A 13,446-nucleotide genomic window follows, 5' to 3' on the forward strand; every position below is an offset into this window, starting at 1 on the left:
TGCGGGGGCCTTTCGTGGGCGGGAAGTTCACAGGAGTCAGAGGTGGTGGCGGCGCGCTGCGGCGTGGCCGTCGTACTGTTCACGGGCGTTCACGGCGGCTTCGCGCGAGGCCACTTCGGCGACGGGTACGTCCCACCAGGCTTCGGCCGGAGGGGCGCTGGGCGTCGGGTCTGTCTCGACATACACGCACGTCGGCCGGTCCGAGGCCCGCGCCGCGGCGAGCGCGTCCCGCAGTTCCCGTACGGTCTTGGCGCGCAGGACGTCCATGCCGAGGCTGGCGGCGTTGGCGGCGAGGTCCACCGGGAGCGGGGCCCCGGAGAAGGTGCCGTCGGCGGCCCGGTAGCGGTAGGCGGTGCCGAAGCGCTCGCCGCCGGTCTCCTCGGAGAGGCCGCCGATGGAGGCGTAGCCGTGGTTCTGGATCAGCACCAGGTTGACGGGCAGGCCCTCCTGCACGGCGGTGACGATCTCGGTGGGCATCATCAGATACGTGCCGTCGCCGACCAGCGACCAGACCGGTGTGCCGGGCGCGGCCTGCTGGACGCCGATGCCGGCCGGGATCTCGTAGCCCATGCACGAGTAGCCGTATTCCAGGTGGTACTGGCGCGGGCTGCGTGCCCGCCACAGCTTGTGCAGGTCGCCGGGGAGCGAACCGGCCGCGTTGATGACCACGTCGTCGTCGCCGACGACCGCGTCCAGGGCGCCGAGGAGCTGGGTCTGGGTGGGCACGGCGGAGTCCTCGGCCCGGTAGGCGGTCTCGACCACTTCCTCCCAACGCGCCTTGCCCGCGCGGTACTCGGCTTCGTACGCCTCCGCCACCCGGTGGCCGGACAGACGCTCGGCGAGCGCCTCAAGGCCCGTCCGCGCGTCCGCGACCAGCGTGCGGGCGGCGAGTTTGTGGGCGTCGAAGGCGGTGATGTTCAGGTTGACGAACCGGACGCCGGGCTCCTGGAACAGCGTGTTGGACGCGGTCGTGAAGTCGGTGTAGCGGGTGCCGACCCCGATGATCAGGTCGGCGGTGCGGGCGATGTCGTCGCAGACGGCGGTGCCGGTGTGGCCGATACCGCCGAGGTCGGCGGGGTGGTCGTGCCGCAGGGAGCCCTTGCCCGCCTGCGTGGAGGCGACCGGGATGCCGGTGGCGTCGACCAGGGCCTTCAGCGCGCCCTCGGCCTCGCTGTGGTGCAGTCCCCCGCCGGCGACGATCAGCGGGCGCCCGGCGGCGCGGATCTCCCGTACGGCTTCGGCGAGTTCGACCGGGTCGGGTGCGGGACGGCGTACGTGCCAGACGCGCTCGGCGAAGAACTCCTGCGGCCAGTCGTACGCTTCCGCCTGCACGTCCTGCGGCATGGCGAGGGTGACGGCACCGGTCTCGGCCGGGTCGGTCAGGACCCGCATTGCGTTCAGGGCGGACGGGATCAGCATCTCGGGGCGGGTGATCCGGTCGAAGTAGCGGGAGACCGGGCGCAGGGTGTCGTTGACGGAGACGTCGGCCTCGACGGGGTGCTCCAGCTGCTGGAGCAGCGGGTCGGCCGGGCGCGTCGCGAAGTAGTCGCCCGGCAGGAGCAGCACAGGGAGGCGGTTGACCGTGGCGAGGGCCGCGCCGGTGACGAGGTTGGTGGCGCCGGGGCCGATGGACGTGGTGACGGCCTGTGCGGACAGGCGGTTGAGCTGGCGGGCGTAGCCGACCGCGGCGTGCACCATGGACTGCTCGTTGCGGCCCTGGTGGAAGGGCATGGTGTCCTCGCCGGCCTCCAGCAGCGCCTGGCCGATGCCCGCCACGTTGCCGTGGCCGAAGATGCCCCAGGTGCCGGCGATCAGCCGGTGCCGTACGCCGTCGCGCTCGCTGTACTGCGCGGACAGGAAGCGCACCAGCGCCTGGGCGACGGTCAGACGGCGGATGGGGGTGCTCATCAGGACTTCTCCGGTGCCGTGTAGAGGGGAAGGCGGGGGTCGACGGGCCGCTCGGGCCAGGTGGCGCGGATCCAGGCGTGGTCGGGGTGATCGCAGATCAGCCACGCGCGGTCGGCGCCGGGACCCGCCATGACGTTGAGGTAGTACATGTCGTGTCCTGGCGCGGCCATGGACGGTCCGTGCCAGCCGTCCGGGATGAGGACGACATCGCCGTCGCGCACCTCGGCCAGCACGTCGGTGTTGCTGCCGCGGCCCGAGGGCGAGACCCGCTGGTAGCCGAGACCGGGCGTGCCCTCATGGGCGGTGAACTCGAAGTAGTAGATCTCTTCCAGCTCCGATTCCTCGCCGGGCCGGTGCTCGTCGTGCTTGTGCGGCGGGAAGGAGGACCAGTTGCCGCCGGGTGTGATCACCTCGACGGCGATCAACTTGTCGCACTCGAAACCCTGTCCATCAGCGCCTCCGGCGCGGGCTGCCGCACCGAAGTTGTTGACCTGGCGTGAGCAGTTGCCGGTGCCGCGCATCTCGACCGGTACCGAGGAGGCGGGCCCGTAGCGGGCGGGCAGCCGGCGGGCGCAGCGGGCGCCGGTGAGCGCGAACCGCCCGCCGTCGCGCGAGGCGATCGAGACCTGGGCGTCCCGGGGGACGTACGCGAAGTCGCTCACCCCGCTGAAGACGCTCTCGCGCCCGGCGAGCCGGAACGTGTCGCCGCCGACGGCGACGGTGCAGCCGCCCGACAGCGGGAGCACGATCCACTCGCTGTCGCCGGTGTCGAAGACATGCCGGCCGCCGGGCGGCAGTTCGAGGACACGCAGGCTGGAGTAGCCCCAGTCGGCGGACTCGGGTGTGACGTCGACGGCGTAGGCGTCGGTGGTGGCCTTGCCCGCGGGAAGGTGGTGCGTGGTGGTCATCGGGTGGCTCCTGTACGGGGCTCAGAACAGGCTGAACAGGGGTTCAGAACAGGCTGAACGGGGATTCAGAGCAGGCCGACCGCGGTGTCCACCGCGGTCTCCACGCCGCCCTCGGCGGGGTACAGCAGCGACCGGCCCACGACCATGCCCTGGACGGTGGGCAGCCGCAGGGCCTTGCGCCATCTCTCGTACGCCCCCTCCTGGTCCCTGCCGACCTCGCCGCCGAGCAGCACGGCGGGCAGCGTGGACGCCTCCAGTACCTCGGCCATGTCGTCGGGGTCGTCGGTGACCGGCAGCTTGAGCCAGGTGTAGGCGGAAGTGCCGCCCAGGCCGGAGGCGATGGCGATGGACCGGGTGACGGCCTCGGCGCTCAGGTCGTTGCGGACCGTGCCTTCCACCCGGCGGGATATGAACGGCTCGACGAACAGCGGCAGTCGGCGGGCGGCCATGTCGTCGACGGCACGGGCCGTGGTCTGCAGGGTCTCCAGGGAGCCGGGGTCGTCGTAGTCGATGCGCAGCAGGAGCTTTCCGGCGTCGAAGCGGAGCCGCTCGATGTCCTCGGCACGGTGGCCGGTGAAGCGGTCGTCCATCTCGAAGGAGGCGCCCGCGAGACCGCCGCGGTTCATGGAGCCCATCACGACCTTGTTCTCCAGGACGCCCAGGAGCAGCAGGTCCTCCAGGATGTCGGCGGTGGCCAGCACCCCGTCCACACCGGGCCTGGACAGCGCGACGCAGAGGCGTTCCAGGAGGTCGGCGCGGTTGGCCATGGCCAGGCGGTGCTCGCCGACGCCGAGGGCGCCGCGAGCGGGGTGGTCGGCGGCCACGATCATCAGGCGGCCGCTGTCGCCGATCAGCGGGCGCCTGACACGGCGGGCGGCCGCTTCGGCGATGGCCTCCGGGTGCCGGGCGCGCACCGAGACGAGGTCGGGGATGCTGATGCTCAAGACAGGCTCCGTTCAGGGGTGGCGTCGGGCGGCCGCGTACGCGGTGCGCCTCGGCCGCGGACTCGGTCAGCCGCGTGCGAGGAGGTCCTCGACCTCGGACTCGGTCGGCATCGCGGAGGAGCAGGCGAGCCGGGAGGCGACGAGCGCGCCGGCGGCGTTGGCATGCCGGATGGTCTTCTCCAACTCCCAGCCGGACAGCAGACCGTGGCAGAGCGAGCCGCCGAACGCGTCCCCGGCGCCGAGGCCGTTGACGACCTCCACCGGTACCGGCGGGACCTCGGCGACGGTGCCGTCTCGGTGGACGGCCAGGACTCCCTTGGGGCCCTGTTTGACGACGGCCACTTCCACACCGGCGTCAAGGAGGGCCTGGGCGCAGGCCCGTGGTTCGCGTACCCCGGTGGCGATCTCGCACTCGTCGAGGTTGCCGACGGCGACCGTGGCGTGGCGCAGGGCCTCGGCGTAGTACGGGCGCGCGCTGTCCGGGTCCTTCCAGAACATCGGGCGCCAGTCGAGGTCGAAGACCGTGGTGCCCGACTTGGCGCGCGCCTTCAGGGCGGCGAGCGTGGCCGAGCGGCTGGGCTCCTCGCTCAGGCCGGTGCCGGTGATCCAGAAGATGCGGGCCGCGCGCAGGGCGAAGAAGTCCAGCTCGTCGGTGTGGATCTCCAGGTCCGGAGCCTTGGGCCGCCGGTAGAAGTACAGCGGGAAGTCGTCCGGCGGGAAGATCTCACAGAAGGTGATCGGCGTGGGATACGCGGCCACCGGTGTGACCCAGCGGTCGTCGACGCCGAACTCCTTGAGCGCCTGGTGGAGATAGGTGCCGAACGGGTCCTGGCCGGTGCGGGTGATCACCGCGGTGGCGCGGCCCAGGCGCGCGGCGGCCACCGCGACATTGGCGGCGGAGCCGCCGAGGAACTTTCCGAAGGATTCGACCTGCGCGAGCGGCACACCCGTCTGCAGGGGGTAGAGATCGACGCCGATACGTCCCATGGTGATGACGTCGAAGGATTCAGCGGACTCAGGCATGCGTGACGCTCCTGATGCGTGGGATGCGGGCAACGGGGCGCCCGGTGCCTCTTAGGTGTAGGACGCACAGCAAGCTCCTGTCAAGACTTTGTACTGACATTCGGACCTGCTCAGGAAATGATGTCTTAACAAAGTATTGACAGGCGGGTGCAACAGGGACTTGTATCCCGTCCCAACGAAACAGCCACGCCACCGGCTCAAGACCCGGACCTGCCGTCCGAGCCCCCTACGGGCCTCGCGCCCCGCGCCGTCCCGTTCCCCCGTCGCACAGTGAGGTGCTGGAAGATGGACCGCACGTTTCACCCCCGCTCTCGCAGAATCGCCCCACTCGTCGCGACAGTCGCGGCGTCCGCGCTCCTCATAGCCGGCTGCTCCAGCAGCTCCGGTGGCAAGAAGTCCGAGGAAGGCGGCGCCGCCGCCTCCGCGGGCAAGGCCAGTACCCCCCGCATGACGGTCGCCCTGGTCACCCACCAGTCGCCCGGCGACACCTTCTGGGACATCGTCCGCAAGGGCGCGGAGGCCGCAGCGGCCAAGGACAACATCAAGCTGGTCTACTCCTCCAGCCCGAGCGCAGGCGAGCAGGCCAACCTGGTGCAGAACGCGATCGACCAGAAGGCCGACGGCATCGCGATCACCCTCGCCAAGCCGGACGCGATGAAGGACGTCGTGGGCAAGGCGAAGTCGGCCGGCATTCCCGTGGTCGGCCTCAACTCCGGTGTGAGCGACTGGAAGAAGCTCGGCCTGATGGAGTTCTTCGGGCAGGACGAGACGGTGGCGGGCGAGGCGCTCGGCAACAAGCTGAACTCCGAAGGCGCCAAGAAGGCCGTCTGCGTGATCCAGGAGCAGGGCAACATCGGCCTCACCCAGCGCTGCGACGGCGTGAAGAAGACGTTCAGCGGCACGACGGAGACCCTCTACGTCAACGGCACCGACATGCCGTCCGTGAAGTCCACGATCACCGCCAAGCTCAAGCAGGACAGCGCCATCGACTATGTCGTCGCCCTCGGCGCCCCGTTCGCCCTGACCGCCGTGCAGTCGGTGGGCGACGCGGGCAGCAAGGCGAAGATCGCGACCTTCGACCTCAACAAGGACCTGACGACCGCCATCGGCAAGGGCACCATCCAGTTCGCTGTAGACCAGCAGCCCTACCTGCAGGGCTACCTGGCGATCGATTCCCTGTGGCTCTACAAGAACAACGGCAACTACAGCGGCGGCGGTGAGCAGCCGATCCTGACCGGCCCGGCCTTCGTCGACAAGTCCAACGTCGGCTCCGTCGCCAAGTTCGCCGCGAAGGGCACCCGGTGATGAGCATGGCCCAGCAGGCTGCGCCGGCGGTGCCCTCACCGCCGGCCTCCGGCCCGAGCAGGACCGACGGGCGGACCGCGCAACGCCCCCTGGTGTTCAGGGTGCTCGCGCGGCCCGAAGTGGGTGTCTTCCTCGGCGCCGTAGCGGTGTACGTCTTCTTCCTCGTCTCGGCGCCGCCGGTGCGCGACGGCGGCTCGATGGCCAACATCCTCTACCAGTCGTCGACCATCGGGATCATGGCCCTGCCCGTGGCGCTGCTGATGATCGGCGGGGAGTTCGACCTGTCGGCCGGCGTCGCCGTCATCACCTCGGCGCTGACCGCGAGCATGCTCAGCTACCAACTGACCATGAACGTCTGGGTCGGCGTGATCGTCGCCCTCCTCGTGTCGCTGGCGGTCGGCTTCTTCAACGGCTGGATGGTGGTCAAGACCGGGCTGCCCAGCTTCCTGGTCACCCTCGGCACCTTCCTGATCCTTCAGGGCGCGAACCTCGCAATCACCAAGCTGGTCACCACCAACGTCGCCACCGACGACATCAGCAATATGGACGGCTTCGACCAGGCGAAGAAAATCTTCGCCTCGTCCTTCGACGTCGGCGGCGTCCAGGTGAAGATCACCATCGTGTACTGGCTGATCTTCGCGGCCCTGGCCACATGGGTGCTGCTGCGCACCAAGTACGGCAACTGGATCTTCGCGGTCGGCGGCAACCAGGACTCCGCACGGGCCGTCGGTGTGCCGGTGACCTTCACCAAGATCTCGCTGTTCATGACCGTGGGCTTCGGCGCCTGGTTCGTCGGCATGCACCAGCTGTTCTCCTTCAACACCGTGCAGTCCGGCGAGGGCGTGGGCCAGGAGCTGATCTACATCTCCGCGGCGGTGATCGGCGGCTGCCTGCTGACCGGCGGCTACGGCTCCGCGATCGGCCCGGTCTTCGGTGCCTTCATGTTCGGCATGGTGCAGCAGGGCATCGTGTACGCCGGATGGAACCCCGACTGGTTCAAGGCCTTCCTCGGCGTGATGCTGCTCGGCGCCACGCTCATCAATCTGTGGGTCCGCCGCACGGCGACCCGGAGGTGAACTGACTCATGACCAGCAACGGATCCGGAACGGCGGGCGCCATCCTCGCCGACACCCCGCCCGAGGACGGCACCGCCGCCCTCGTCGAGCTGCGCAACGCCGGCAAGTCCTACGGCAACATCCGCGCCTTGCACGGCGTCTCCCTCGCCGTGCACCCCGGCAAGGTGACCTGCGTACTCGGCGACAACGGCGCCGGCAAATCAACCCTCATCAAGATCATCTCCGGGCTGCACCAGCACACCGAGGGCGAGTTCCTCGTCGACGGCGCCCCCGTGCGCTTCTCCACACCGCGTGAGGCACTCGACAAGGGCATCGCCACCGTCTACCAGGACCTGGCCACCGTCCCGCTGATGCCGGTATGGCGGAACTTCTTCCTCGGCTCCGAGATGACCAAGGGCCCCTGGCCCGTACGCCGCCTCGACATCGGGCAGATGAAGCAGACCGCCGACGAGGAACTGCGCAACATGGGCATCGTCCTCGACGACCTCGACCAGCCCATCGGCACCCTCTCCGGCGGCCAGCGCCAGTCCGTGGCCATCGCCCGCGCCGTCTACTTCGGCGCCCGGGTGCTGATCCTGGACGAGCCGACAGCCGCGCTCGGCGTCAAACAGTCGGGCGTCGTCCTCAAGTACATCGCCGCCGCCCGCGACCGCGGCCTCGGCGTCATCTTCATCACCCACAACCCGCACCACGCCTACATGGTCGGCGACCACTTCAGCGTGCTCCGCCTGGGCACCATGGAGCTCAGCGCCGACCGCAGCGAGGTCAGCCTGGAAGAACTCACCAACCACATGGCCGGCGGCGCCGAACTCGCCGCCCTCAAGCACGAGTTGGCCCAGGTACGCGGCGTCGACGTCGAGGAGCTCCCCGAAGCGGAGGACCTCCAGGCACCCGTGGCGGCCTCGTCCGAAGGGACACTCTGAGATGACCACTCCCCTCGACCGCATCCGGGTCGGCTCGGCCCCCGACTCCTGGGGCGTCTGGTTCCCCGACGACCCGCAGCAGGTGCCCTGGGAACGGTTCCTGGACGAGGTCGCCGAAGCCGGCTACTCCTGGATCGAACTCGGCCCGTACGGCTATCTGCCGACCGACCCCGCCCGGCTCACCGACGAGGTGAACAGGCGCCGGCTGAAGGTGTCGGCCGGCACGGTCTTCACCGGGCTGCACCGCGGGCCCGCGGTCTGGGAGTCCACCTGGAAGCACGTCAGCGAGGTCGCCGCCCTCACCCAGGACATGGGCGCGAAGCACCTGGTGGTCATCCCTTCCTTCTGGCGGGACGACAAGACCGCCGAGATCCTGGAGCCGCCGGAGCTGACCGCCGAGCAGTGGGCCCACCTGACCAAGGGCATGGAGCGGCTCGGCCACGAGGTCAAGGAGACGTACGGCCTCGACATCGTCGTCCACCCGCACGCCGACACCCACATCGACACCGAGGACCACGTCGAGCGCTTCCTCGACTCGACCGACTCCGAGCTGGTCAATCTCTGCCTGGACACCGGGCACTACGCCTACTGCGGCGGCGACAGCGTGAAGCTCATCGAGACCTACGGGGAGCGGATCGGCTATCTCCACCTCAAGCAGGTCGACCCCGACATCCTCGCCGACGTCGTCAAGAACGAGGTACCGTTCGGCCCCGCCGTCCAGCGCGGCGTGATGTGCGAACCCCCGTCCGGCGTACCGGAGTTGGAGCCGGTGCTGGTTGCGGCCCAGCGCCTGGGCGTCGAGCTGTTCGCCATCGTCGAGCAGGACATGTACCCCTGCGAGCCGGACAAGCCGCTGCCCATCGCCGTGCGCACCCGCACGTTCCTCCGCTCCTGCGGCGCCTGAACCACCCGAAGGGACCACCGAACACCATGACCCAGCGCGGAATGCTCGGCATCGCCGTCATCGGAACCGGCCGGATGGGGGCCGACCACGTACGCCGGATCACCGAGGTCATCAGCGGGGCGCGGGTGACCGCCGTCGCGGACCTCGACGCGGAACGGGCCAAGCAGCTCGCCGCGGGCATCGACGGCTGCTCCGCGTACACCGACCCGGCCGCGGCCATGGCCGCTGACGACGTCGACGCCGTGATCATCGCCTCGCCCGGCCCGGCCCACGAGGCGGCGCTGCTCACCGCCTTCGAGCACGACCTGCCGGTGCTGTGCGAGAAGCCGCTCACACCGGACGCGGCCTCCGCGCTGCGCGTCATGAAGGCCGAGCAGAAGCTCGGCCACCGGCGGGTCCAGGTCGGGTTCATGCGGCGGTACGACGCCGAGTACATGAAGCTCAAGTCACTGCTGGACAGCGGCGAACTGGGCCGGCCGCTGATGCTGCACAACCGGCACCGAAACGCCGACGTCCTGCCGTACTTCACCGAGCAGATGCTCATCAACGACTCCGTGGTGCACGAGATGGACGTGGCCCGCTGGCTGCTGGGTCAGGAGATCACCGCGGTCACGGTGATGAAGCCGAAGCCCTCCGGCAACGCGCCCGAGGGCCTGTCCGACCCGCAGTTCGTCGTCTTCGAGACGGACGGGGGCACCCTTGTCGACGTCGAGATCTACGTCAACTGCCGCTTCGGCTACCAGGTGCAGGCCGAGGCGGTCTGCGAGAACGGCACGGCACGGATCGGCGAGGCCCACGGGATGCTCGTCAACACGGCGGGACGGTGGGGCGGTTCCATCGCCCCGGACTTCGTGGAACGGTTCGTGGACGCGTACGACCGCGAGGTGCAGGCCTGGGTCGACGCGACGCTGCGCGGCGAGGTCACCGGGCCCAGCAGCTGGGACGGATACGCCGCGGCGGCCGTGTGCGAGGCGGGCGTCCTCGCCCAGGCGCAGGGCCGTCGGACCGAGGTCGAACTGATCGAGCGCCCCGCCCTCTACTGCTGACCCGCCGGAAGGCACTCCCCCATGTGCATCTCGCCGGCGCCTTCGGCCACACCGCCTCCTGCGGCAACCGGTGCATCCTCGATCCGACCGGCACCGCGGCCCGTATCCACCAGCACCTGGACATCGGGCAGGGCGAGGTCGACTTCGACGAGCTGTACCGCGAGCTGAAGTCCCACGACTTCGACGGCACCCTCACGGACTGCGTGTTCGCCTGGGAGGAACGGGCCGAGGAGTCGTCGGTCCTCATGCGCGAGAAGACGCCGAGCACCTCACCCGCGTGCCTCAGAGGTGGATGTGGCCGTGCACGCGGGCGGCGAGCACGGCGACGTCGTCCTCCGCGGGGCCGCTCATCAGCTGGGCCAGGACATCGTCGACGATCTTGTCGAGACTGTCTCGTGGAGCAAGTCTCAGGCGAGTGAGGCGGCGCAGGGAGTCGTCGATGTCCTCGTCCCGGCGTTCCACCAGGCCGTCGGTGTAGAGCAGCAGCGTCCCGCCGGGCACTCCCGGACGCGTGACGGTCTCGTACGAGCCGAATCCGGTGCCCAGCGGTGGACCCACCGGAAGGGGCACGATCTCGGTGTGTCCCTGCGGAGTGAGCCGAACGGGAGGCAGGTGTCCCGCGTTGGCGTAGGAGATGGTGTTGGCACGGGGGTCGCCGAGGGCCAGCAGGCAGGTGGCGACCCGGTCGAAGCCGGCGTCGGCGACCATGCGGTCGGCGTGCTGGAGCATCTCGTGCGGTCGCAGTCCGGTGTCGGCCAGCGCCCGCAGCATGGACCGGTAGTGGCTCATGGCGACGGCCGCCTCGACTCCGTGACCCATGACATCGCCGATGACCAGGAGGTTGCGGGCACGGGACAGGGCAAGGGCGTCGAACCAGTCGCCGCCGACCACCGTGGTGTCGTCCGCCGGCAGATACCGGAAGGCTGTCTCCAGGTTCGGGTGGGGGACGGTCGGCTCGGTCAGCAGGGCCCGCTGCAGCTCCAGCGCCATCGCGTGCTCGCGGGCATAGCGGAAGGCCCGGTCCAGGGCCCGGGCGGCGCGGGCCGCCAACTCCTTTGCCACCAAGGCGTCTTCGCGCGTGAAGGGGGGTGAGGGGCGGACGCGGACCATCGAGAGGGTGCCGAGGAGCCGGTCCTCGGTCCCCATGGGTGAGATGAGGACGGAGTGGACCCCGACGGCGCGATACCGGGCGATCCAATCGGCGTACGCCCCCTCGGGCACGTCGCCCGCCGAGAGGTCGAACATCCAGGACTCGCCGGCGTCCAGACGCCGCCGGATCGGTGATCCCGCCTCGTATTCCAGAGACACACCGGTCGCGCCGATCTCCCGCAGTGTGGCCCTGAGCTGCGGAGCGGCGCTGGCGGCGGCCCGGCGCAGCCGCATCACGCCGGGCGGAGTCTGCCGCCGCCCGCCCGGCCGGTCCTGCTGGAACAGCTCCACACCCGCGGCGTCCGCGAGCTCGGGGACCACGAAGTCGGCCAGCTCACCGCAGGTGGCGTCGATGTCCAGGGTCGTGCCGATCCGCGTGACCGCGGTGTCCAACAACGCCATACGCTGGTGGGCGCGCTCCAATGCGTGCAGAGTCTGGCGCGGTTCGGTGATCTCCAGACCGACCCCGACCAGCCCGACGACCCTGCCGTGCTCGTCCTCCAGCCGGTGGTACGTCGCCCGCCACAGTCGGCGCGCAGGAGGCGAGGGGGCAAGGGTGAACCCGGTGAGGACCAGCTGGCGGGGGCGCCCGTCCCGGAGCACCTCACGCAGGACCTGCTCGGCGCGATGCGCTCCCGGCAGGACGTCGGTGAGGGTGCGGCCGAGGTGGGCCTCGGCGGACAGCCCGTCCACCCGGGCCATGCGCGGGTTGACGTACCGGAAGCGCAGTTCGGTATCGAGTACGGCCACTGCGGCCCTCGTGCCTTCCACGATCCTGCGCAGGATGCGGTACTCACGGCCGAGCGGCAGGCCCGCGACAAGGCCGCCCGCCGCCGCCAGCACCGCCTCGACGTCGCTGGAGATCAGGGGCTGCGCGGCAGGAACATCCGGCGCCACCGGCCTCCTCCTCGACTCCCGGGAGTCCGCGACCCACTGAATATCCATGATCGGTCACGCGGGCGTGCCGCGCACGCGCGTGAGGTCAGCGGGCGGCGAGCAGGGCCGCGCAGGCGGTCGCCGGACCCCGGTCAGAGGGGCGGGCCATTGCTCCTGAAGCCGGGCAGGGCCCGCGGAGGGGCGCACGGCATTCCCTCCATACTGCTCGCGCCGACCCTGCGCGGCACAGCACCGCTCTACTCGCCCGCGGAAGGAGCGGCCGGTGCGGTGCTGTCGCGGACCACGAGTCTCGTGGGGACGAGCGTAGTGCCGTGCTCCGCCCCCTTGTGGCGCATCCGTCGCAGTACTCCCTCGACGCACAGGCGTCCCACTTCGGCGAAGTCCTGGTGGACGGTGGTCAGGGGAGGCAGGAACGAGCCGGCCTCGGGGATGTCGTCGAAGCCGATGACGCTGACGTCGTCGGGGATCTTGCGGCCGCGCTCGTGCAGGGCCCGCAACAGCCCCAGTGCCATCTGGTCGTTGGCGGCGAACACCGCCGTGCAGTCCTTCTCGCCGGCGAGTCGCAGACCCGCGCGGTAGCCGGACTCCGCCGACCAGTCGCCTCGTACGACGGGTGGCAGGACACGGCCCGCCCCGGCGAGTTCGGCGCGCCAGGCGTCGGCACGGCGTTGTGCCGCGAAGGACTCCTCGGGACCGGCCAGGTGCCAGACCGTGCGATGCCCCAGGTCCAGGAGGTGGCGTACGGCGGCACGGGCTCCGCCTGCCTGGTCGGTGTCGACCACGGTGTAGCGGTCGCCCGCGTCCGAGTCGGCGACCACGACCTGGACGTGGGGCGGCAGGGAGATGGTCGCCGCGTCGAGCAGATGCACTTCCATGATGACGATGACGGCGTCGACGGCGAGCTCGCCCAGCCGGGAGAAGGCGCCACGCACCTCGTCCTGGGTAGGGACGGCGACGGGCAGGAGCGTGACGGCGTAACCCTCCTGAGCCGCGGAGGTGGCGATCGCCTCCAGGGTGCGCATATTGCCCGTGGTGGAGAGGTTGAAGGTGATGACGCCGATGGTGCGGAACTCGCCGCGCTTGAGGGCCCGGGCGGCGCTGTTGGGCCGGTAGCCCAGCTCCTTCATGGCCGCGAGCACCTGCCGCCGGGTCTCCTCGTTGACGCCCGCGTAACCGTTGGACACCCGCGAGACCGTCTGCGACGAGACGCCGGCCAGGCGAGCGACATCCGCCATGGACGCACTCGGTGTGCGCCGCGCGGCCCGCTTCTCCGTACGCGTGCGTGCCCGATCCCTGCTCGTCGAGGCACCGTCCGCTGTGTCCACCCGTCTCCCTCGATTACCTGAGTCGCCGTTTCATCAGG

11 protein-coding genes and 1 pseudogene are annotated in these 13,446 nt (G+C 70.3%); 6 read left to right on the top strand and 6 right to left on the bottom strand.

Annotation, left to right across the window (positions count from 1 at the left end; all coding sequences use genetic code 11):
* Positions 1–36: 36 nt before the first annotated feature.
* From iolD to iolC, 4 genes are all read right to left on the bottom strand, one after another.
* Positions 37–1,908: a 3D-(3,5/4)-trihydroxycyclohexane-1,2-dione acylhydrolase (decyclizing) gene (iolD, locus tag OG390_RS05375; RefSeq protein ID WP_406165395.1), complete on the bottom strand. Its 1,872-nt coding sequence runs from the start codon at positions 1,906–1,908 to the stop codon at positions 37–39.
* On the bottom strand, positions 1,908–2,816 hold the full coding sequence (iolB, locus tag OG390_RS05380) for a 5-deoxy-glucuronate isomerase (protein ID WP_406165397.1): 909 nt from the start codon (positions 2,814–2,816) through the stop codon (positions 1,908–1,910). The genes iolD and iolB overlap by 1 nt, the downstream gene beginning before the upstream one ends.
* A 65-nt stretch (positions 2,817–2,881) precedes the next feature.
* Entirely contained in the window at positions 2,882–3,760 is an 879-nt protein-coding gene (locus OG390_RS05385) for a deoxyribose-phosphate aldolase (RefSeq protein ID WP_406165399.1), read from the bottom strand.
* A 66-nt stretch (positions 3,761–3,826) separates the two neighbouring features.
* Positions 3,827–4,783, bottom strand: coding sequence for a 5-dehydro-2-deoxygluconokinase (gene iolC, locus OG390_RS05390; protein WP_406165401.1), 957 nt, complete (start codon positions 4,781–4,783; stop codon positions 3,827–3,829).
* A gap of 285 nt (positions 4,784–5,068) precedes the next feature.
* On the opposite strand from iolC, the gene OG390_RS05395 reads away from it, so the two are divergent.
* The 6 genes and pseudogenes from OG390_RS05395 to OG390_RS05420 all read left to right on the top strand — a co-directional run.
* The gene (locus tag OG390_RS05395; protein WP_406165403.1) at positions 5,069–6,088 is read left to right on the top strand and encodes a sugar ABC transporter substrate-binding protein; all 1,020 of its coding nucleotides are present in this window, start codon (positions 5,069–5,071) and stop codon (positions 6,086–6,088) included.
* The gene (locus OG390_RS05400; protein WP_406165405.1) at positions 6,088–7,164 is read left to right on the top strand and encodes an ABC transporter permease; all 1,077 of its coding nucleotides are present in this window, start codon (positions 6,088–6,090) and stop codon (positions 7,162–7,164) included. Before OG390_RS05395 ends, OG390_RS05400 begins: the two co-directional genes overlap by 1 nt.
* An 8-nt stretch (positions 7,165–7,172) precedes the next feature.
* Complete coding sequence (locus OG390_RS05405; RefSeq protein WP_406165407.1) at positions 7,173–8,087, top strand: ATP-binding cassette domain-containing protein; 915 nt, start codon at positions 7,173–7,175, stop codon at positions 8,085–8,087.
* Between the two features lies 1 nt (position 8,088).
* Positions 8,089–8,991: a sugar phosphate isomerase/epimerase family protein gene (locus OG390_RS05410; RefSeq protein WP_406165409.1), complete on the top strand. Its 903-nt coding sequence runs from the start codon at positions 8,089–8,091 to the stop codon at positions 8,989–8,991.
* 26 nt (positions 8,992–9,017) lie between these two features.
* Positions 9,018–10,037 carry a Gfo/Idh/MocA family protein gene (locus tag OG390_RS05415; protein WP_406165411.1) on the top strand — a complete coding sequence of 340 codons (1,020 nt, stop codon included), beginning with the start codon at positions 9,018–9,020 and terminating at the stop codon, positions 10,035–10,037.
* 14 nt (positions 10,038–10,051) lie between these two features.
* A pseudogene (locus tag OG390_RS05420) lies at positions 10,052–10,294 on the top strand (TIM barrel protein); the annotation flags it as partial.
* 25 nt (positions 10,295–10,319) lie between these two features.
* Here the strand turns inward: OG390_RS05420 and OG390_RS05425 are convergent.
* Positions 10,320–12,083, bottom strand: coding sequence for a SpoIIE family protein phosphatase (locus OG390_RS05425; protein WP_406165413.1), 1,764 nt, complete (start codon positions 12,081–12,083; stop codon positions 10,320–10,322).
* A 236-nt stretch (positions 12,084–12,319) separates the two neighbouring features.
* On the bottom strand, positions 12,320–13,408 hold the full coding sequence (locus OG390_RS05430; protein ID WP_406165415.1) for a LacI family DNA-binding transcriptional regulator: 1,089 nt from the start codon (positions 13,406–13,408) through the stop codon (positions 12,320–12,322).
* Between the last annotated feature and the right edge of the window lie 38 nt (positions 13,409–13,446).

It is taken from the genome of Streptomyces sp. NBC_00996 (genome assembly GCF_045162675.1).
In the GTDB taxonomy this organism is placed as follows: Bacteria; Actinomycetota; Actinomycetes; order Streptomycetales; family Streptomycetaceae; genus Streptomyces.